The organism is Arthrobacter horti (genome assembly GCF_030731045.1).
Taxonomy (GTDB): domain Bacteria; phylum Actinomycetota; class Actinomycetes; order Actinomycetales; family Micrococcaceae; genus Arthrobacter_E; species Arthrobacter_E nanjingensis.
The window spans coordinates 186,193-206,677 of record NZ_JAVALS010000001.1 but is presented as its reverse complement, the minus strand read 5'-3'; the positions used below and the strand labels follow the sequence as shown (position 1 = coordinate 206,677).

The 20,485-nt window shown below is 67.6% G+C and carries 18 protein-coding genes and 1 tRNA gene; 10 read left to right on the top strand and 9 right to left on the bottom strand.

The features are described 5' to 3' along the window. The first annotated feature begins 72 nt into the window (after nucleotides 1-72). Nucleotides 73-687, top strand: a complete 615-nt coding sequence (locus Q9R02_RS00955; RefSeq protein WP_305994764.1) for a hypothetical protein — start codon at nucleotides 73-75, stop codon at nucleotides 685-687. 730 nt (nucleotides 688-1,417) lie between these two features. Here the strand turns inward: Q9R02_RS00955 and Q9R02_RS16450 are convergent. Both Q9R02_RS16450 and Q9R02_RS00950 read right to left on the bottom strand, forming a co-directional pair. Then, nucleotides 1,418-1,801 carry an HNH endonuclease gene (locus Q9R02_RS16450; RefSeq protein ID WP_367575460.1) on the bottom strand — a complete coding sequence of 128 codons (384 nt, stop codon included), beginning with the start codon at nucleotides 1,799-1,801 and terminating at the stop codon, nucleotides 1,418-1,420. A 305-nt stretch (nucleotides 1,802-2,106) separates the two neighbouring features. Beyond that, a tRNA-Ala gene (locus tag Q9R02_RS00950) sits at nucleotides 2,107-2,179 on the bottom strand. Between the two features lie 201 nt (nucleotides 2,180-2,380). On the opposite strand from Q9R02_RS00950, the gene Q9R02_RS00945 reads away from it, so the two are divergent. Then, a complete protein-coding gene (locus tag Q9R02_RS00945; RefSeq protein WP_305994763.1) occupies nucleotides 2,381-3,262 on the top strand; it encodes a glycosyltransferase family 87 protein in 882 nt (293 codons plus the stop codon). Nucleotides 3,263-3,320: 58 nt separating this feature from the next. On the opposite strand, the gene Q9R02_RS00940 is transcribed toward Q9R02_RS00945, so the two are convergent. After that, complete coding sequence (locus tag Q9R02_RS00940) at nucleotides 3,321-4,760, bottom strand: sugar porter family MFS transporter (protein ID WP_305994762.1); 1,440 nt, start codon at nucleotides 4,758-4,760, stop codon at nucleotides 3,321-3,323. Nucleotides 4,761-4,923: 163 nt separating this feature from the next. Next, nucleotides 4,924-5,277: a zinc ribbon domain-containing protein YjdM gene (locus tag Q9R02_RS00935; RefSeq protein ID WP_305994761.1), complete on the bottom strand. Its 354-nt coding sequence runs from the start codon at nucleotides 5,275-5,277 to the stop codon at nucleotides 4,924-4,926. 134 nt (nucleotides 5,278-5,411) lie between these two features. Here Q9R02_RS00935 and gdhA point away from each other — a divergent pair, with 134 nt between their 5' ends. Then, on the top strand, nucleotides 5,412-6,758 hold the full coding sequence (gene gdhA / locus Q9R02_RS00930) for an NADP-specific glutamate dehydrogenase (protein ID WP_305994760.1): 1,347 nt from the start codon (nucleotides 5,412-5,414) through the stop codon (nucleotides 6,756-6,758). Nucleotides 6,759-6,845: 87 nt separating this feature from the next. Here gdhA and Q9R02_RS00925 read toward each other — a convergent pair whose 3' ends face one another. Continuing rightward, nucleotides 6,846-8,063 carry an aminotransferase-like domain-containing protein gene (locus Q9R02_RS00925; protein ID WP_305994759.1) on the bottom strand — a complete coding sequence of 406 codons (1,218 nt, stop codon included), beginning with the start codon at nucleotides 8,061-8,063 and terminating at the stop codon, nucleotides 6,846-6,848. 45 nt (nucleotides 8,064-8,108) lie between these two features. After that, a complete protein-coding gene (locus Q9R02_RS00920; RefSeq protein ID WP_305994758.1) occupies nucleotides 8,109-8,774 on the bottom strand; it encodes a TetR/AcrR family transcriptional regulator in 666 nt (221 codons plus the stop codon). Nucleotides 8,775-8,921: 147 nt separating this feature from the next. Here Q9R02_RS00920 and Q9R02_RS00915 point away from each other — a divergent pair, with 147 nt between their 5' ends. From Q9R02_RS00915 to Q9R02_RS00895, 5 genes are read left to right on the top strand one after another with little or no spacing between them, the layout of a single operon-like run. Continuing rightward, nucleotides 8,922-9,893: an ABC transporter substrate-binding protein gene (locus Q9R02_RS00915; protein ID WP_305994757.1), complete on the top strand. Its 972-nt coding sequence runs from the start codon at nucleotides 8,922-8,924 to the stop codon at nucleotides 9,891-9,893. A 29-nt stretch (nucleotides 9,894-9,922) separates the two neighbouring features. Then, nucleotides 9,923-10,840, top strand: coding sequence for an amino acid ABC transporter permease (locus Q9R02_RS00910; protein WP_305994756.1), 918 nt, complete (start codon nucleotides 9,923-9,925; stop codon nucleotides 10,838-10,840). Then, nucleotides 10,840-11,598: an amino acid ABC transporter ATP-binding protein gene (locus Q9R02_RS00905; RefSeq protein WP_305994755.1), complete on the top strand. Its 759-nt coding sequence runs from the start codon at nucleotides 10,840-10,842 to the stop codon at nucleotides 11,596-11,598. Before Q9R02_RS00910 ends, Q9R02_RS00905 begins: the two co-directional genes overlap by 1 nt. Before the next feature lie 29 nt (nucleotides 11,599-11,627). Then, nucleotides 11,628-13,334 carry an amidohydrolase gene (locus Q9R02_RS00900; RefSeq protein WP_305994754.1) on the top strand — a complete coding sequence of 569 codons (1,707 nt, stop codon included), beginning with the start codon at nucleotides 11,628-11,630 and terminating at the stop codon, nucleotides 13,332-13,334. Between the two features lie 3 nt (nucleotides 13,335-13,337). Continuing rightward, nucleotides 13,338-15,005: a thiamine pyrophosphate-binding protein gene (locus tag Q9R02_RS00895; RefSeq protein WP_305994753.1), complete on the top strand. Its 1,668-nt coding sequence runs from the start codon at nucleotides 13,338-13,340 to the stop codon at nucleotides 15,003-15,005. 92 nt (nucleotides 15,006-15,097) lie between these two features. Here the strand turns inward: Q9R02_RS00895 and Q9R02_RS00890 are convergent, their stop codons facing one another. Together Q9R02_RS00890 and Q9R02_RS00885 are read right to left on the bottom strand one after the other, a co-directional pair. Then, nucleotides 15,098-16,183 carry a fatty acid desaturase family protein gene (locus Q9R02_RS00890; protein ID WP_305994752.1) on the bottom strand — a complete coding sequence of 362 codons (1,086 nt, stop codon included), beginning with the start codon at nucleotides 16,181-16,183 and terminating at the stop codon, nucleotides 15,098-15,100. A gap of 102 nt (nucleotides 16,184-16,285) precedes the next feature. Continuing rightward, the gene (locus tag Q9R02_RS00885; RefSeq protein ID WP_305994751.1) at nucleotides 16,286-17,056 is read right to left on the bottom strand and encodes an SDR family NAD(P)-dependent oxidoreductase; all 771 of its coding nucleotides are present in this window, start codon (nucleotides 17,054-17,056) and stop codon (nucleotides 16,286-16,288) included. Between the two features lie 337 nt (nucleotides 17,057-17,393). On the opposite strand from Q9R02_RS00885, the gene Q9R02_RS00880 reads away from it, so the two are divergent. Then, on the top strand, nucleotides 17,394-18,785 hold the full coding sequence (locus Q9R02_RS00880) for an NAD-dependent succinate-semialdehyde dehydrogenase (protein WP_305994750.1): 1,392 nt from the start codon (nucleotides 17,394-17,396) through the stop codon (nucleotides 18,783-18,785). Between the two features lie 125 nt (nucleotides 18,786-18,910). Continuing rightward, a complete protein-coding gene (locus tag Q9R02_RS00875) occupies nucleotides 18,911-19,840 on the top strand; it encodes a ScbA/BarX family gamma-butyrolactone biosynthesis protein (protein ID WP_305994749.1) in 930 nt (309 codons plus the stop codon). 12 nt (nucleotides 19,841-19,852) lie between these two features. Here the strand turns inward: Q9R02_RS00875 and Q9R02_RS00870 are convergent, their stop codons facing one another. Then, nucleotides 19,853-20,443 (bottom strand): ScbR family autoregulator-binding transcription factor, encoded by a 591-nt coding sequence (locus Q9R02_RS00870; RefSeq protein ID WP_305994748.1) that lies wholly within the window; start codon nucleotides 20,441-20,443, stop codon nucleotides 19,853-19,855. Nucleotides 20,444-20,485: the final 42 nt, after the last annotated feature.

Here is a 20,485-nt window from a genome sequence, read left to right as displayed (position 1 = left end):
ACCATCATCCCGCCTGCTGGATAGGCCTCCGGCGCCCGCAATATCGTTGGTGTTGTCCACCCTGCGATGCGCGTGCCATTCTTCACAGAAAAGACGACAATCCAGGCAGCTTTGGGGAAGGCGATGTTCACGATGGAGAACCATCCGATGTCAGGCGGCGGCCCTGTCCCCTCACATCCACCGACAGGAATTGTCGGCTATGGCCGCCGCCGAAAAGAGCAGGGGAATGCGATCTCCGTCGTCCGCCAGATGATGATCGGATATGCGGTGCTCCTCGCTGTGGGAATATTCATCCTGACCGGTATCGTCATCACCTACGACGGTGCGGCTTCATTCATCACCTGGGCTCTCGCCCTCGCGTTCGTTCCCGCGGTGACGCTATCGGTTACGGCAGTCCTGGGTCTACCGCTGAGGTTGATCCCACCTGTACGACGGTGGTGGGTCAAGCACTGGTACCTCGGGTTTCTCGGAGTCCTCGTCGGATTCACCGTTCTCGCAGTCTCGTTCGCGGCTGGGCACCGAGAAGCAGGTGTCGTAGACGGCGTATCGTACGACCAGCTTGAACCCGACTACGGACTCGCACTTACAGGGTGGCTGATCATCTCATTCTTCTCGTCCCACAGCTGCAGTCCGCCTGCGAGGTCCACCCGTCGGCCTGGCCCACCGGACCGGCCCCTCCAGAAATGAGCCTGGCCGTCACCTACTCCGGACCGCGATCGTGTGCGCAGTCACCTTGCCGTGGTTACGCACGTCACGGCCCCCTGCCCCGCATCGATAGGCTCCTATAGATCACGCCGGAAACGCCGAAGGGCCGGTCTTCCGACCGGCCCTTCATCCGTGGAGATTCTGAGAACTTATTCGAACCCCCGCGCCCCTCGTTCCAAGCGCTCACCGAGTCGATTCGTCGGCTAACCCCCGCTGTCCTTGGACGTCACACCCGGCCTATCGGTTCTCCCACATGAGCGTCCCAAACGCGCCGCCGACGAGCACGATCGCAATGAAGAGAGCGAGGACCGTCCTCAGCCAGGGCTTCCGGATCCATGGCACCAGGGCAAGTGGGGTACACACTATTGCGACCGCACCAATCAATTCCATCAGCGGGCCACCGACGTTGATCCCCGATCTCGAGGCTCGGCAGCTATTGAAACCGCAGACGGTAATACTTGCCATTGCCACAAGACCCCAAGCCCAGCCAAGCGGTACAGGCATAACAACCAAGAGCCAAAGCCACCTGTGCCTCCTGAACACCCCGCCATTGTCAGCCAATGCTGGCACCTGCAATTTCCCCCAGAGTTCCTAGCTGTCGGCGCTCTCTGTCACAGAGGTATCCGCGGCAGGTATCGTGACCGAACGTCGCGTTTGCCAACGATGCCGCTCCTGCTGCTGACAGGGTCCTCAACATACGAATTCCACCCGGTCAGTCGGAAACCGGAGCGCAACTGACTCGCACCGATCCCGCAGCCGGGAAATACTTGCGGCGCCTCCGCTCGAGGCCGGCCACATACCACCAAGGTGGTGTCACTGCACCCTTGCGACGGTTGTGGCCCCTGCACAAGGCCTGAGCGTTACTCACAATGGTCGGCCCACCCTTGGACCACGGATAGACGTGATCCACTTCTACGGCGGCTTCGTGGCATCTCCCCCAGACAAGCAACACCGGGGCTTCGCATCGCCCGCCCGCGCGACGAATCACTTCGGCCCGCGGACCGAATCTGAAGGTTCGCCACGGATCCCGCGCCGAAGACCGTGGCCCCCGACCTGGACTTGGACACAGCAAGACGGCAATAGCGGCCAGCGCCATAATCAGCCAACCGAAGTTCGGCAGTATGAGCGACTGCCAGAGATCCCCCACGAACATCCCCACCCGCCTTGTTTACCTCCACAGCGAAGCAAAACACAAGAGGCACCCCGTCCAGGACCCACCTGAAGAATTCAGGTCACGGGACAAGCCAGTCACCATGCATCTCCCGATTCAGAGTTCCACCGTTCAACGTACAAACCCCCGCCAGGGACAACTCACAAGGTCCGATCACGGTGCAGCCAAGGCCGGGCGGTTCCCACGGGAAGAACGCCAAAGGGCCGGTCTTCCGACCGGCCCTTCATCTGTGGAGGTAAGGGGATTCGAACCCCTGACCTTCTGCATGCCATGCAGACGCGCTACCAACTGCGCCATACCCCCGTATTCATAAGTCATCGCTTCGCTGAGTTCCCCCGTCGAAGCGACTCATCTAGCTTAGACCATCCGGCGCCGATCCCCCAAATCGGCGCCGGATGCACCAGCACACGCTCAGCTGTCATGTTCCTCAAGACCGTTCACGACGGCCTTCTCCGATGCGAGAATCGACCCATGGTGCCAATGGGGGGACGCACAGAGTCCGAAATGAATCACACTCCTGATGTCGTGGAGGTCTTCGCAGCGAAATTCCCGCTGCTGACACGCTTCGCGCCCATCGGATTCTGGATCCTTGCAGTGGCAGTCATTGCGACCGCGGTGAAGTTCTTTGTCATGGGCGGCGAGCCCGGTCAGGACTCACATGCATACTGGCTGGCCGCTCAGTCCACGGACCCCTACGGACGGCCTCCCGGCACGCGGGACGCCTTCCTGTACTCGCCATTTTTCCTGATGCTGATCCGCCCGCTCACCTGGCTCCCCTGGCCGGTGTTCTGCGCCCTCTGGGTGCTCATCGGGGCTGCCATCATCTATTGGCTGGTCCGCCCCTTGAAGTGGCAGTGGGCCGTGCCGATCGGTATCTCCGGCCTCCTCGACCTGGTCGTGGGGAACATCTGGGTGTTCCTGGCACTCGTCGCGGTCATCGGGCTTCGCCACCCCTGGGCGTTCGCCTGGGCCGCGCTCACCAAGGTCACCACCGGCGTCGGCCTCGTGTGGTTCGCAGCGCGCGGCGAGTGGAAGCGGTTCAGCATAGGAGCAGGCACCGTTGCGGCGATCGTCGGCATCGGCTTCCTGATCGACGGAGACACGTGGCGAGCGTGGATCGGCTTCCTGATCACCAATCAGGGAAATACACCTGACCCGTCGTGGAGCTTCGTGCTCCGTTGCCTGGCGTCGGTCGCCTTGGTGGTCATGGCGGCCCGGAAGAACTGGCCGGCCCTGATCCCCGTCGCAATGTGCCTGGCGACCCCGGTCCTCTTCACCTTGGTCCCGTGGACCCCGCTCCTCGCCGTTCCCCGGCTCCTGAAGGCCACCCCCGCAAAGGCCCCAGCGTCCGCGCCTTCGTCCGCCGGCTCTGCTCCTCGCGCCTGACCACCCAGGACACAAGCTCCGGGGCCGGCCCATGCGGCCCCCGAGCAAGCTTCGGCCACTACGCCTTCATGTCCTCCAGCGTCTTGCCCTTGGTCTCGTGCACGAACCGCATCACGAACAACAGAGACAGCAGCGCGAACGCCGCGTACAGCCCGTACGCCAGCGCCAGGGACACGTCCTTCAGCCCCGGGAAGGACACCGTGATCACCCAGTTCGCCACCCACTGTGCTCCGGCGGCCAGGGACAAGGCGGCGGCCCGCATGCGGTTGGGGAAGATCTCCCCCAGCAGCACCCACACCACCGGGCCCCAGGACATGCCGAACGCCACCACGAACAGATTGGCCGCCACCAGCGCGATCGGGCCCGCCGCCCCACTGAGCTCCGGCGCCCCGTTCACCACGGGCGCCGTGCCGAAGATGACGGCCATGGTGGCCAGCGTGACCGTCATGCCGATCGAGCCGATGATCAGCAGCGGCTTACGGCCGAAGCGGTCCACCGTCGCGATCGCCACGAGCGTGGTGAGGATGTTGATCGTCGCACTGATGACGGTGATGACGAACGCCTGGTCCTCCTTGAAGCCCACGGCCTCCCACAGAACATTCGAGTAGTAGAAGATCACGTTGATGCCCACGAACTGCTGGAAGACGGACAGCAACAGGCCCACCCACACGATCCCGGCGATCCTTCCGCCCGGATTCTTCAGATCATGCCAGGACGGCGCCGTGTCCCGCTCCACCGACTGCTGGATCCGCGCCACGGTGGCTCCCACGTCGATCCCACCCGTCAGCCTCTTCAGAATGACCGTTGCCTCGCTGACTTTGTGCTTCGAGATCAGATAGCGCGGCGACTCGGGAATGGTCAAGGACAGGCCCCCGTACACGAGCGACGGCACCGCCATGGCCAGGAACATCCACCGCCAGGCCTCCATGCCGCCGAGCATCGCGCCCGAGCCTCCCGCGGCCGTCGCCAGGAGGAAGTCCACCAGCAGCGAGATGAAGATGCCGGTCACGATCGCCAGCTGCTGCAGCGACGCCAGCCGCCCGCGGATATGGGCGGGCGACACCTCGGCGATGTACGCGGGTGCGATCACACTCGCCATGCCGACACCCAGGCCACCGATGATGCGGAACACCACCAGCACACCCAGCGCCGGCGCGAAGGCGGCGCCCAGCGCCGAGAGCAGGAAGAACACGGCGGCGATCCGCATGACGGACAGCCGGCCGAGGCGGTCTGCGATCGTCCCTGCCAGCAGCGAACCGGCCGCGGCACCGATCAGTGCGGACGCCACCGCGAAGCCGAGTGAAACGGGATCCACGGTGAACGTCGACTCCACCGCGGAGACCGCCCCATTGATCACGGCGCTGTCGTACCCGAACAGGAAGCCGCCCAGGGCCGCCACGACGGCGACTTTGACCACCGCTCCCGCAGGCCCCGCCGCGCCGTCGTCCGTGTAGATGGATGCGGTTCCGGAGGCGTCCCCTCCGCCGTGTGGTGCCATGACACATGCTCCTTCGCTCCGCTTGACGAAACGGACTTCAGAGCCGCCCTGGCCCCGTGGCCCGCACTAGTCTCCACCCAACACCCGCACGGCGGGCGGCACAAGGGACTCGCCGAGGAAAATACCTCTGGCCAGCGACGACGGCGCGCGGCCGCCCGGGCGGTCAGGCCTTCTTGACCACGCTGGACTTCAGCTGCATGGGGCCGAAACCGTCCACCTTGGCGTCGATGTCGTGGTCGCCCACGCCCGGCACCAGGCGGATGTTGCGGACCTTCGTCCCGGCCTTCAACGGCGTCGGGCTGCCCTTGACCTTCATGGTCTTCACGATCGTCACCGAATCCCCGTCCGCCAGGATGTTCCCCACGGCATCCCGGATCACACCGTCGTCGGCGGACACGCCGTCCGGCTCGGCGGCGGCCTCCCATTCATGACCGCATTCGGGGCAGACGAGCAGGGCGCCCATCTCGTAGGTGTAGGCACTGGAGCATTCGGGGCACGGAGGCAGAGTTTCAGACATACTTCAGATTTTATGGGTCTCCAGTCACATTCGTTGAGAAAAACGCTTGGCCGGACACTGGTGTGAAGAGTCCCACTCCCCGGATACTCCAGGGTGCCCCCGCACCACTGTCCCACTACGAATCAGGTGAATCCATGGCAATTTTGCATCCCGACCTGCAGGACATCTATGACGTTGTCCTCCAGCGGAACGCCGGCGAGGCCGAGTTCCACCAGGCCGTCCATGAGGTTCTGGACAGCCTGGGCCCCGTGGTCGCCAAGCACCCGGAATACACCAACGCCGCCATCATCCAGCGCATGTGCGAGCCCGAGCGCCAGATCATCTTCCGTGTGCCGTGGGTTGACGACAAGGGCGTCACCCAGCTCAACCGTGGCTTCCGCGTCGAGTTCAACTCCGCCCTGGGCCCGTACAAGGGCGGCCTGCGCTTCCACCCCTCCGTGTACCTCGGCATCGTGAAGTTCCTCGGCTTCGAGCAGATCTTCAAGAACTCCCTCACCGGCCTGCCCATCGGCGGCGGCAAGGGCGGCAGCGACTTCGATCCCAAGGGCCGCTCCGACGCGGAGATCATGCGCTTCTGCCAGTCCTTCATGACCGAGCTGTACCGCCACATCGGTGAGCACACCGACGTCCCGGCCGGCGACATCGGCGTGGGCGGCCGTGAGATCGGTTACCTCTTCGGCCAGTACAAGCGCATCACCAACCGCTACGAGTCCGGCGTTCTGACCGGCAAGGGCCTGTCCTGGGGCGGCTCCCTGGTCCGCACCGAGGCCACCGGTTACGGCGTGGTCTTCTTCGCCGAGGAGATCCTCAAGACTCGCGGCGAGTCCTTCGACGGCAAGCGCGTGGTCGTGTCCGGCTCCGGCAACGTGGCCATCTACGCGGTCCAGAAGGTCCACCAGCTCGGCGGCAAGGTCGTGGCCGTGTCCGACTCCAGCGGCTACATCGTGGACGAGGACGGCATCGACCTGGACCTCCTGAAGGACGTCAAGGAGGTCCGCCGCGCCCGCATCGAGGAGTACGTGAAGCAGCGCCCGCAGGCCCGTTTCATCACCGGCTCCACCATTTGGAACGTTCCGTGTGACATCGCCATCCCGTGCGCCACGCAGAACGAGCTCAACGGCGACGACGCCAAGGTCCTGGCCTACAACGGCTGCACCATCGTCGCCGAGGGCGCCAACATGCCTTGCAGCCCGGACGCCGTGAAGGTCTTCGCCGAGACCGGCATCACCTTCGCCCCCGGCAAGGCCGCCAACGCCGGTGGCGTGGCCACCAGCGGCCTCGAGATGCAGCAGAACGCCTCCCGCGACTCCTGGACCTTCGAATACACGGAGAACCGCCTTCAGGAGATCATGCGCGGCGTGCACGACCGCTGCCTCGAGACCGCCGACGACTACGGCGTCCCCGGCAGCTACACCGCGGGCGCCAACATCGCCGGCTTCATCAAGGTCGCCGACGCCATGCTGGCCCTCGGCGTCATCTGACCCGACCGCCCGGCGCAAGCACACAGGCCGCCGTCGCGCACTCTTCGCAGAGTGCACGACGGCGGCCTGCCGCGTCAGGGGGAGGGCTCAGCCGCGGATCGCGGCGGCGAGGCGCTTGACGCCTTCCCGCAGCGTGTCGGCGTCCTCAAGAGAGAAGGCGAGCCGCAGCTGCGAGATGCCCGGCGCCCCGGGGCCCCGGTCCGGGCCCGAGTAGAACGCCGTGCCGGGGACGAACACCACTTTGGCGTCGATCGCGGCGTCCAGGACCGCATGGCAGTCCGAGCCTTCGGCCAGGTCCAGCCAGGTGAAGAAGCCGCCCCGCGGCTCGCTCCAGCGGGTCCCGGAGGGCAGGTGTTCACGCAGTGCCTCCTGCACCGCGGCGGACCGCTCCCGGTACAGGGCCCGTGCCTTGTCGAGGATCCCCTGCCAGTCGCTGCCCAGGACGTACTCCTCGATGAGGGTCTGGCTCAGCACCGAGGCGCAGATCGTGGTGGCCTCGGAAGCGAGCTGGAGCGGACGGCGCAACGACTCCGGCGCCACGGCCCAGCCCACCCGCAGGCCCGGCGCCACGATCTTGGAGAACGACCCCAGGTAGATGACGTTCTCCGGATCCAGCTGGTGCATGCTCGGCAGTGTGCTCCCGTCGAAGGCCAGGAGACCGTACGGGTTGTCCTCGATGATGGGGATGCCGGCCCGGGAGCAGATCTCCACCACGCGGGGACGGCGCTCGGCGGACAGCGTGATGCCCGTGGGGTTGTGGAAGTTCGGGATCGTGTACAGCGCCTTGATGGTGCGGCCCTGCGAGCGCAGCCGCCCGATCGTCTCCTCCAGCGCGTCAGGCTGCAGACCGTCGGCGTCCATGGGCACATGCACCACCTCGGCCTCCATCCCGGCGAAGACGCCGAGCGCGCCCACATAGGTCGGTCCCTCCGCCAGGATCACGTCCCCCGGGTCGCACAGCAGCTTCACCACCAGTTCCAGCGCCATCTGTGAACCCGCCGTGATCTGGATGGCGGACGGATCCACCGGATTGCCCTCGGCCGCCATGACGCGCGCCGCGGCGTCGCGCGCGCCGGGCGTGCCGGTGCCGGAGCCGTACTGGAGGGCGTCCATCCCCCGCTCGGTGATGATCCGGGAGGCCGTGGCCCCCAGCTCCGCCAGCGGCAGGACGGACAGGTCCGGGTTCCCACCGGCCAGGGAGATGAATCCCGGCTGCATGGAGACCTCCCAGAAGTCCCTCACCGGTGAGGGACGGTAGCCGGCCGCCCGGGCCGCCGGCTGAAGGAAGGTTGGCGTGGTGCTCATCGTTGCCTCGCTCGTGTCGGTGTGTTCTCCGGCCGTGCCGGATGGTCAGTGGTACCTGGCGCTCGCCAGATCGGGTTCGCCAAGGGAGAGGCCCAGTTCCGCGTCCACGAAGCCGTAGAGGAGCCGGTGCATCCTGGGCACGGTCATGCCGAAGGTGCCGTTGATCGTCTGGAACGCCAGCCCGTCCGTGAGCCCCAGGAGCGCGTTGACCACCTCGTCCAGCGGCCGCGTGCCGGCGGCCAGGCCGGCCGCGAACACCTGTTCGATGGCCTCCGCGAACAGCCGTCGCCAGTAGCTGAGCCGCTCGTTGACGCGTTCCGCCAGGCGCGGATCCAGCCGGGCCGCGGCGTAGAGCTCGAACCAGAAGCCCCACGCGTTGGAGAAGTCCTTCTCCCCCATCACGGCGTAGTCGATCAGCGCGCGCAGCCGCCGGACGGCGTCACCGTCCGCGGCGGCGGTGCGCCGCCACTCGGACTCGGACTCCTCCATCCGGTGGTCCACGCAGGCGTCGATGAGCTTGTCACGGGTGCGGAAGTAGTGCTGGATCATGCCCACGCTGAAGCCCGTGGCGTCGGAAACGGCCCCGAAGGAACAGCCGTTCAGGCCGGAGGCCACGATGACCTCCGCTGTGGCCCGCAGGATCTCCACCCTGCGTTCGGCGATGGCCTCCTCGGTGATCGCGTTGCTCCTGCGGCGCACCACGGTGCCCATGCGGTTTTCCCCTTTCCCGGTATGACGTGACACTCAGAACGCTAGCGGATCTCCCTTGACAGTGACCCGTATCACTCAAATAATAAGTTGAACTTATTGAAGTTTTCAACAGCACGTCAGCCTCCCGACTCCCCGCAAGGACATCCCATGAAGAAGATCGCCTCCCGCCGCCTCGCCGGGCGTACCGCCCTGGCTCTGACCGCCGTCGCACTCGTGGCCGGCTCCACCGCCTGCACCAATTCGGAGACGACGACGCCGGCCGCCGCCGCGGGCACCGGAACCAGCGCCGCGCAGGGGGTCGGGGCGGGAGGTCGCGCCGCCGCTGAGGCCGTCCAGGCGGATCCCGCCGTTCAGGCCCTGGTGCCCGAGGCGATCAAGCAGAAGGGCACCCTCAGCCTGGTCACCGACCCCACCTACGCGCCCATCACCTTCACGGACAGCACCGGCGCGATCGTGGGCCTGGAGCCGGATCTGGCCCTCGCCGTGGCGAAGAAGATGGGACTCAAGAGCGACTTCAGCAAGGGCGACTTCAACGGCATCATCGCCGGCATCCAGGCCAAGCGGTACGACGCCTCTTGGGCCGCCTTCTCCATCACCTCTGACCGCGAGGCCCAGGTGGACATGGTCAGCTACATGAAGGGCGGCACCTCTGTCATGGTGAAGAAGGGCAATCCGGACAAGATCGCCCAGGTCATGGACCTCTGTGGCAAGACCGTGGCCGCGCAGACCGGCACCACGCAGGCCCTCTCCGTCCTTCCGGCATTCCAGAAGCAGTGCGCGGATGCCGGCAAGGGCACTGTCACCCCGCTGATCCTCCCGCAGCAGGACAACGTCAACCAGGCCGTCTCCACCGGCCGCGCCCAGGCCATGGCCGCGGACAACGCCCTGGTGGCCTACTACGCCCAGCTCCAGCCGGACGTGTTCACCTCCGTGGACAGCATCCTGGTGGAGCCCGCCGTCAGCGGCGTCATCTCCAACAAGGACAACGCCGGCCTGGCCAAGGCGTTCCAGAAGGCCATCGGCTCGCTCATGGCGGACGGCAGCTACAAGAAGATCCTCTCCGCCTGGGGCATGTCCGCCTCGGAGATCACCTCGTCCGAGATCAACCCGGCCCAGTGAGGCCCCGGACCCCCATGCAGGAGCACCCCATGAGTCCCACCGGCACCGTCGTCTCCGAACACGAGCGGATCGACTACGTGGCCATGTCCGGACGGCCCGTCCTCAAGCGGCGGCGGCCCGGGCAGATCGTGTCCGTCATCGTCATCGCCTTCCTGATCGTCCTGGCAGCCGGGACCCTGGTCACCAACCCCGGCTTCGGCTGGGTCACGGTGGGCAAGTACCTCTTCGACACCCGCATCCTCGCCGGTCTCCTCCTGACCCTGGAACTGACGGTCATCGCGGAGGTCATCGGCTTCGCCGTCGGCATGATCCTGGCCGTCATGCGCATGAGCCCCAACCGGCTCATCGCCGGCGTGGCCGGCGTGTACATCTGGTTCTTCCGCGGCACCCCGCTGTTGGTCCAGCTGCTGTTCTGGGGCTTCGCGGCCGCCCTGTTCCCCACCATCGGCATCGGGATCCCGTTCATCGGCCCGAACTTCATCGAGTGGAACACCAATGACGTCATCTCCCTCATGGGCGCCGCCATCCTGGGCCTCGGCCTGAACGAGGCCGCCTACACCGCGGAGATCATCCGTGCCGGCCTGCTCAGCGTCCCCGCAGGCCAGAGCGAGGCCAGCCGGGCGATGGGCTTCAGCCATCTGAAAACCCTCTGGTACGTGGTGATCCCCCAGTCCATGAAGGTCATCATCCCGCCCATCGGCAACAACGTGATCTCCATGCTCAAGACCACCTCCCTGGTGATCGTGATCGGCGTGGGCGATCTGCTGTACAACGCACAGCAGATCTACGCCCAGAACCTCAAACAGATCCCCCTGCTGATCGTGGCGAGCATCTGGTACATCGTCCTGACCACCATTCTCAGCTGGTTCCAGTCCCGGCTGGAGAAGCGCTACTCCCGCGGCACCGCCCGCACCGTCGCCAAGCCCGCCCGGAAGGAGGCCCGCTGATGGCCACCGTCGAGTTCCTCAACGTCCACAAGAGCTTCGGCCCCGTCGAGGTGCTCAAGGGCATCGACTTCCGGGTGGAGCCCAGCCAGGTGGTCTGCCTGATCGGCCCCTCCGGCTCCGGAAAATCCACGCTGCTGCGCTGCGTCAACCACCTGGAGGTCACCACCTCCGGCGCCATCCTGGTCAACGACCGGATGATCGGTTACGACGTCCACGGTGAGCGCCTCGTGGAGGCATCCGACGCGGAGATCGACCGCCGCCGCTCCACCATCGGCATGGTGTTCCAGAACTTCAACCTGTTCGGCCACATGACCGCCCTGGAGAACGTCATGTTCGGCCCCACCAAGCTGCTCAGGATTCCCAAGGCCCAGGCGGAGACGGAGGCGCGCGAGCTCCTGGCCCGGGTCGGCCTGGCGGACCGCGCGAACAACTACCCGTCCCAGCTCTCCGGCGGCCAGCAGCAGCGCGTCGCCATCGCCCGCGCCCTGGCCATGAAACCGGACCTCATGCTCTTCGACGAGCCCACCTCCGCCCTGGACCCGGAACTGGTGGGCGAAGTCCTGGACGTCATGAAGCAGCTCGCCGCGAGCGGCATGACCATGATCGTGGTCACCCATGAGATGGGCTTCGCCCGGGAGGTGGCGGACGTCGTGGTCTTCATGGACGACGGCGTGATCGTGGAACAGGGCCTTCCGGACGACGTCCTCCTGAACCCGCAGCACGACCGCACCCGGTCCTTCCTCTCCAAAGTCCTCTGACCCGCTCAGACCACCAGCGAAAGCCCACCATGCGCACCCTCAAATCGTTCCACCGCCCGGCCGCCGCCGCACGGCCGCTCATCCTCCATCACGCCACCTTCCACACCCTGGAGGACGGCCCGGCCCCGGAAGCCGTGCTCGTCTTCGGTTCCGACATCGCCGCCGCCGGCACCATGGCGCACTGCCGCGCCGAGGCGGCCGCCCTCAGCCCCGCCGAGCCTGAGCTGCGGGACCTGGACGGCGCCGTCGTCGTCCCCGGCTTCATCGACGCCCACGCTCACCCACTCATGTACGGCCAGCTCCTGAGCTGGGTGGACTGCGGACCGGAGAAGGCGGGATCCATCCCGGAGATCATCGCCCTCCTCCAGGAGGCCGCTCGGGAGCTTCCGGCGGGACGGCCCGTGCGCGGCTTCGGCTACGAGCACAGGAACCTGGCCGAGGAGCGCCACCCCACCCGGCGCGAGCTGGACCAGGTGGCGACGGACCGCGAGGTCTACCTGATGAACGCCTCCGGTCACGGCGGTGTGGTGAACAGCTTCACCCTGGAGCTGCACGGCGTCACGCGGGACACCCCCAACCCGGCGGGCGGCGAATTCTTCCGCGACGCCGACGGCGAACTGACCGGTGAGCTCTCCGACGCGGCCTGCAACATCCTCACCGGCGTGCACGGCGTGAAGGTGGGCCACCACGGCCCCAACTTCCACCTCGAGGACGCCCCCGAGGAGCACCTGCGGCAGCTCGCCGTCGCGCAGGAGCGCTTCCTGGCCGGCGGCGTCACCACGATCGGTGACGCGCAGGTGTCCCGCCGCGAGTTCGACATGTACCTCCGGCTCGCCGCCGCGGACGGGCTGAAGACCCGCGTCAGCATGTACCTGCTCTCCCACCTGCTCGACGACGCCCTGGAGATGGGCCTGCACGGCGCCTTCGGCAATGACATGCTGAGCTTCGCGGGCATCAAGCTGTACGCCGACGGGACGCTGGGCGGCTGGACCGCCTACTTCCCCGACGGCTACGTGGGCGATCCGTGCCGCACCGGGCAGCTGTACCACGAGCCAGCCGAGTACCGGGAGCTCATCCGCAAGGCCCACGCGGCCGGGATCCAGACCGCCACTCACGCACAGTCTCCCACCGCCTTGGAGATGGTCATCTCCGCCATCGAAGCGGCGCTCGCCGAACGGCCGGACACAGACTCCCGGCACCGGATCGAGCACTGCGGGCTGCCCACCCCGGAGCAGATCGGCCGCATGGCGGACGCCGGGATCTTCCCGGTCAACCAGCCGCAGCACTACTTCAACTGGGGCGAGGGCGTCACGGCGGCCGTCGGCACTCCCGGCGAACGCTTCAATCCGCTCGGCGAGTTCGTCCGGGCCGGGGTCCCCGTCACCATCAGTTCTGACGCACCCGTCGCCGAACCGCTCCCCCTGGAGGCCGTCCAGGCCGCCGTCACCCGCGTCACGCGCCGTGGACACCGCCTCGGCCCGCTCGATCTGCGGATCGGCCGCGAGGAAGCGCTGAAGGCGCACACCCTCACGGCCGCCCGGGCGATCGGGCGCGAGGAGGACCTCGGCTCCCTCGCCGTCGGCAAGCGCGCCGACTTCGCCGTCCTCTCCGCGGACCCGCTCACCGTCCCGGAGGAGGAGATCGCCGGCGTCCGGGTCCTGCAGACCTGGGTGGACGGCGAGTGCCGCTTCGTCGCCGCTGCGTCCCCCGCCCCCGTCCTCGCCACCCAGGAGTGACCCATGAGCACCCTCACCACGCCCACCCTCACCGTCTCCCCTCTCACCCCGGCCAACACGGCCTCGGATCATCGCAACGCCGGGCTCGCCGTCATGACCACGCTGAGGAACTACAGCATCGACACCGTGTTCGGCATCCCTGGAACCCACAATCTGGAGCTCTACCGCCATCTGGCGCCCCTCGGCATCCGCCCGGTCACCAGCCGCCATGAGCAGGGCGCCGGGTACGCCGCGGACGGCTGGTCTCAGCAGACCGGACTGCCCGGCGTCGTCATCACCACGTCCGGCCCGGGGCTGCTGAACGCCCTCTCCGCGGCAGGCACCGCCTACTGCGAGTCCCGGCCGCTGCTCCTGCTCTCCCCCGGCCCGGCCCTCGGCGATGAGTTCGCGGACCGAGGCACCCTTCATGAGACCAAGGACTCCACCGGCGCAGCGGGCGCCATCGTCGAATGGAGCCTCAGAGTTTCATCGGCTGAGGAGGCCGTGGAGGCCGTCCACCGGGCATTCGCCCTCTTCCGCGGCACACGTCCCCGGCCCGTCCACATCGAGATCCCGCTCGACGTACTGGAGGGCCTGGCGGAGCCGTCCGAGGCACTGCTCGCCGCCCGCCCGGCCCCCGCCCCGCAGCCTGCCGACGACGACGCCGTCGCCATGGCCGCGCGTCTCCTCGCCGGGGCGGAACGGCCGGCGGTCCTGGCCGGGGGCGGCTCGCTGCCCGGCCGCGGCGCCCTGCTGGAGCTCGTGGAGCGGCTCGGCGCGCCGGTGGTGACCACCCTCAACGGGAAGGGCGCGCTCCCGGAAAGCCACCCGCTCTCCCTGGGCTCGGACATCCGCCTGCCGGGTGCCCAGGCGCTCTGCAATGAGGCGGACGTCCTGCTCATGGTGGGTTCCAAGCTCGGGGAGGCCGAACTCTGGGGCGGCGAGGTCGCCCCGCAGGGCACGGTGATCCGCGTGGACATCCTGGAACGTCAGATGGACACGAACGTCACCGCGGACGTGCGCCTGGTGGGCCACAGCGCGGCCGTGCTGCCTCAGCTCGCCGAGGCAGTCGCGGCTCTCCGCCCCGAAGCGGCTGAGCCCCGGGACCTGTCGGCGCTGCGGGCGGAGCTGAAGGATGGCGCCCGGGCCATGGCGCCGCAACTCGCAGCCCTGGCATGCGAAATCCAGGCGGCCGTCCCCGCGGACACCGTGATCGCGGGCGACTCCTCACAGATCACCTACTTCGGCACGTCCACGTTCATCCCGCAGGACGCGCCCCACTCGTTCCTGTACACCCCGGCCTACGCCACCCTCGGCTACGGCCTGCCCGCCGCCATCGGCGCCAAGGTCGGGGCACCTGAACGTCCCGTCGTGGCCGTAGTGGGCGATGGCGCACTCATGTTCGCTGTGCAGGAACTGGCCACCGCGGTGGAGCAGGGGCTGGACCTCGTGGTGATCTGCGTGGACAACGGCGGATACGCCGAGATCAAGCAGAATGAGGCGGACCGCGGTATCCCGGCGGTGGGCGTGGAACTCCACCAGCCCGACTGGCCGGCCCTCGCCACGGCGTTCGGCGGCCACGGTGTAACGGTGTCCTCCGCGGCGGAGGTGCGTCCCGCCGTCGCGCAGGCCGTGGCGGCCGGCGGCGTGCGGCTGGTCCACGTGCCGCTCCGGGTGTTCAGTCAGGACTGAACCTCAGCGGCCCTGGCGAGCAGGGCATCGTCGGCCTGCCCACCAGGTCTTGCGCCGGGGCTGTCCGGAACCGCCGGACAGCCCCGGCTGCTTCAGGGACGCACCAGGGGCTGCCGCAGTTCCTGGGCCAGAGGGCAGGAGAACACCGAGCCCTGCCCGTGGCCCACGGCGTTCAGGTACCTGATCACGATGCCGTAGGACCTCAGCAGGGAGGCGGAGGTGTAGGGGATGTCCTGTTCGCGGCAGCTGTTCCGGACGAACGCGGCGGCCTTGCGCAATGCCGGGCGCGGCATGGAAGGGAAGAGATGATGCTCGATCTGGTAGTTGAGACCACCCATGAGGAAGTCCATGAACGGACCCCCGCTGATGTTGCGGGAGGACCGGACCTGACGCGTCAGGAAGTCGGCACGCTCATTCTCGGCGAACACCTTCATGCCCTTGTGATTGGGAGCGAAGGTGGCACCCATGTAGAAGCCGAAGACGGCCTGCTGGATCAGGACGAAGCCGATTGCCAGGGCCGGCGGGAGGAAGATGAAGCCGAGTACCGGAACCACCGCGATCCGCGCGGTGAGGATGACGAGTTCCAGAGCACGCCGGTCCACCTTGCCCTTGCTGAGCAGGTGGCGATAAGAGTCCACCTGCAGGCTGAAACCGAGGAACGGCAGGAGAAGGAAGAGAAGGTACCCCTGGATCTTCGCGATGAAATGCAGCCTGCGGGGACGCTTGGCCGCCGCCTCATCGTGGAAGGCCACGAACCCCGGCCGGATGTCCGGGTCCTTGCCGATCATATTGGGGTTCGCATGGTGGCGGGTGTGCTTCTGCTGCCACATGGCATAGCTGATACCGGAGAGGCCCGTGGCCACGAGGCGGGCGAACCAGTCATTGGCACCCCACGAGGAGAAGACCTGGCGGTGGGCCGCCTCGTGCGCCAGGAAGCCGAACTGGGTCATGAGTATCCCCAGACCGACGGCGACCAGGAGCTGAAAACCGCTGTGTCCCAGGAGTCCGAACCCGGTCCAGGCCCCGCCCCAGGCGAGGAGGAGGATCGAGAACAGCGTGAGGTAGAAGCGGCGGCGGCGGCCCAGGAGCCCGGCCCCTTTCACCTGCCGCTGCAGTTCCACGAAGCTGTTCACCACGGGGTTGGGCTGCGCGGGTCGCTGCGCCAGGTCGTTCTTCATTTGTTTCCGCCGATGCGTGGGAGGCTCGGCGCGACCCTAGTTCACGGGGCACCATTCCCTCACCTTCACTCTACGCTCCCAAGCTGGGGATCACCCGGCCGGCTACTGAGGCGCCATCCGCAGCGCCCCGTCCATCCGGATGGTCTCGCCGTTGAGGTAGTCGTGCTCCACGATCATGGTCACCATCCGGGCGTACTCGTCCGGGCGGCAGAGACGCTGCGGGAACGGGACGCTGGCCGCGAGCCCGGCGCGGTATTCATCGCTGACCGTGGCCAGCAGCGGGGTGTCGACGATCCCGGGTGCGATGGTGCAGACCCGGATCCCGTGGCGCGCCAGGTCGCGGGCCGCCGGAAGGGTCATGCCCACCACACCGCCCTTGGACGCCGCGTAGGCCACTTGGCCGATCTGCCCTTCGAACGCCGCCACCGAGGCGGTGTTCACGACGACGCCGCGCTGGCCGGCGTCGTCGGCCTCCGTCGCGGCGATCGCCTCGGCAGCGAGGGCCATCACCGTGAAGGTGCCCACCAGATTGATGGACACCACGCGGGCGAACAGCTCGGTGTCATGCGGCCCCTGACGGCCGAGGATGCGGCGGCTGGGAGCGATGCCGGCGCAGTTCACCACGGTCCGCAGCGGGACGGCGGAGGCGGCCTGCTCGACGGCGGCCCGCACCTGGGCGGCGTCCGTCACGTCCCCGGGGATGAAGGTCACTCCTTCCGGCACCGTCGCACCGGAGCTCACCACGGCCTCGATCTGGCTGGGGAGGTCGAGGGCGTAGACGGTGGCACCGCGCGCCGCGAGGGCGGCGGCCGTGGCGGCGCCGAGCCCGGAGGCCCCTCCGGTGACGAGTGCGGCGGTCGAGGACAGTTCCATGGTGGCTCCGTTCCGGGTGCCCGGGCCTGGCGGTCAGGATCCACCGCCGCCGTCCGGGATGAGGTGGCCCGCTGGATGGTGATCCGGGCCACAGGACATTGGCAGGCTAGCAAGAGCCCGGCCAGGGTGGGAACATCGGCGGTGGACGAGACGGCTTCCGCCGACTGGCAATAAAACCTCTGGAACCGTAGTATTTACATGCCGCCGCGTGATGGGAGTCACAATCCTTGGCGCGCCGGGCTGGCCATGCGCACCCTTCCGGTGGAAAATGAATGCGTGTAGGAAATTAGGCCCGGACTCTCCGGGCCTCGTAGCTGAAGTGAAAAGGACACGTTCAATGGCGACGACCACAACAAATGGCTACCGGGTCACGAACCCCGCCACCGGCGAGGTTGTGGAGGAGTTCGGCTTCTCCACCGATGCCGAGGTGCAGGAGGCCTTGGCCAAGTCCCAGGCCGCATATGAGGACTGGGGTTCGCGCACCATTCAGGAGCGCGCCGCCATCGTTCAGCGTGCCGCCGAACTCTTCGAGGAGCGCAAGGAGGAGCTCGCCCGCATCGCCGCCACGGAGATGGGCAAGCCGTTCCACGAGGGTATCGAGGAGGCGGAGTTCTCCAGCGCCATCGTCGGCTACTACGCCGAGCACGGCCCGGCCTTCGTGGCCGATCAGGAGGTCCCGACTCTGGCCGACGGCAAGGCCATGATTCAGCGCCTGCCCATCGGCGTGCTGCTGGGCATCATGCCGTGGAACTTCCCGTACTACCAGGTCGCCCGCTTCGCCGGCCCCAACCTGGTGCTGGGCAACACCGTGCTGCTCAAGCACGCCGAGTCCTGCCCCCGTTCCGCCCTGGCCATCGAGGAGATCTTCCGCGACGCCGGCGTCCCCGAGGGCGCGTACATCAACCTCTTCGCCACCCACGAGCAGATCTCCACGATCATCGAGGACAACCGCGTGCAGGGCGTCTCCCTGACCGGCTCCGAGCGTGCCGGCGCCATCATCGGCGCCCAGGCCGGCAAGGCCCTGAAGAAGGCCGTGCTGGAACTCGGCGGCTCCGACCCCTACGTCATCCTGGACTCGGATGACATCAAGGGCGCCGCGTCCCAGGCTTGGGGCATCCGCATTTACAACACGGGCCAGGCCTGCAACTCCAACAAGCGCATGATCGTCATGGACGACATCTTCGACGAGTTCGTCGCCGAACTCACCACCCTGGCCCAGGCCGTCTCCCCGGCCAACCCGCTGGAACCGGGCGAGAACTCCTACGGCCCCATGTCCTCCCGCCGTGCGGCCGAGGACCTGAACGCCCAGGTCCAGGACGCGGTGTCCAAGGGCGCCACCCTGCACGCGGGCGGCGTGCTCTCCGAGGGCGGCGACTCCTACTACTCCCCCGCGGTCCTGACCGGCGTCACCCCGGACATGCGTGCCTACCAGGAGGAGCTCTTCGGCCCCGTCGCCGTCGTCTACAAGGTCTCCAGCGATGCAGAGGCCCTGGAACTGGCGAACAACACGCCGTACGGCCTGGGCGGCGCCGTCTTCGCCAAGGACGAGGCCCGCGCCCGCAAGATCGCGGACAAGCTCCAGGTGGGCATGGCCAACGTCAACACCCCGGCCGGCGAGGGTGCCGAGCTGCCCTTCGGCGGCGTGAAGCGCTCCGGCTTCGGCCGCGAGCTCGGCCCGCTGGGCATGGACGAGTTCGTCAACAAGCGCCTGTACTTCGTGGCCAACTGACGATCACGGCACCGCGGGGCGGTCCACCTTCGGGTGGGCCGCCCCTTGCCGTTCCCGGCTGTTTCCGGCCCGTTCCACCGGAGCGGCCCAGCGGGGATAGCATCGTCCTACGGAGGGATGCTGGCATGGAATGGCACTCGACGGCCGTGGGGGCGACCGGTGAAAGGTACGAGGGACCGCCCCTGGAGGACCCCCTCCGATTCGACGCAACCATCTCCCGGCATATGGTGCACCGCGCGTCCCTCGCAGAGGTCTTCCCCACGGGCATGACGCGCATTCAGGAGGCGCGATTCCTCATAGCCGCCCAGTGGCCCCGGCGGCACTTCTTCTACACGGGCACCGAGCGCTCCCCCGATTCGGCCCTCATGGCGGAGACCCTGCGCCAGGCCGTCATCCTCCTGGCGCACGGCTGCGGCGTCCCACTGGACCACAAGTTCCTCATGCCCCGGATGTCACTCCAGGTGGTCCCGGCGCTCCTGGACCCGCTCCGCCCCGCCGAAGTGATCCTGGAGACCACCGCCGATGCCGCGACCGTCCGGTCCGGGAATCTCGCGGAGCTGGACGTGACGGCGCGCTTCCGGCTGACGGACGGCACTGTGCTGGGCGAGGGCGGCGCCGCCGCACGGATGCTCGACGCCGCCACCTACCGCCGCTTCCGGGCGGCACGGATGCAGCACGAATCGCTGTACCGCACCCCGCGCCGTCTCGACCCCGCCGCCGTGGGGCACCAGGATCCCCGCAATGTGGTGCTGGGCGTGGGCCGCGGCGCAGGGGTGTGGCCCCTCGTGGTGGACACGGCACACCCGGCGTTCTTCGATCACCCGCTGGATCACGTGCCGGGCATGCTCCTCTTGGAGGCGGTGCGGCAGGCGGTACGGCTGGGCACGGGCCGGCCAGGACTGGATGTCACCGCGTTCACGGCGGACTTCGGCCGGATCGTGGAGCTCTGGCACGATCCGGAGCTCGAACTGACGCTGCTTTCGGACACGGAGGCCGTGGCCGTGATCAGCCACGCGGGGCAGCAGCTCGCGAAGGTGCGAGCCGGCTGGGCCTGACGCCGTGAGCGGTCAGGCCCAGCCCTCCACGGCGATGGCGGGGAGCATGAAGCCCCACATCTGCTCGATGCGCTCCATCAGATCGGCACGGCCGGTGAGCACATTCGACACCATCTGGCCGCCCGTGAAGGTGCCCACCAGGAACCGTGCGAAGTCCTGCACGTTGATCTCCGGCCGCATGTCCCCCTCGTCCTGGGCCTTGGATCCGAGGAAGGTCATGGTGTCCACCCAGTCCTGGTACGGGCCGGTGACATCGGCGTCGAAGGCGGAGGCCTCAAAGGTGAGACGGATGCCCGCCCGGACCACCGCGTCGTCGAGCATCTGCTGCCCGAACACCCGGCACAGCTCCCGCATGGTGGCCAGCGCCGGGAGCCCGCGCTCCATGACGCGTTCGCCGGCCAGGCGGGAACGATTGTGCTGCTCGGCGATCACCGCGAGCGCGATCTCTTCCTTGGATTTGAAGTGGAAGTACAGGGCACCCTTGGTGACGCTGGACTCGGAGGCGATGTCGCTGAGGCTCGTATCGCCGTAGCCGGACGCCTCGAAGACTCTGGAAGAGCCCTCGATCACGGCGTTACGGGTCTCGATGGCTCGCTGCTGCATGGCGGCTCAGGTCCTTTCTTCACGCCGTCACGGGCCATACTG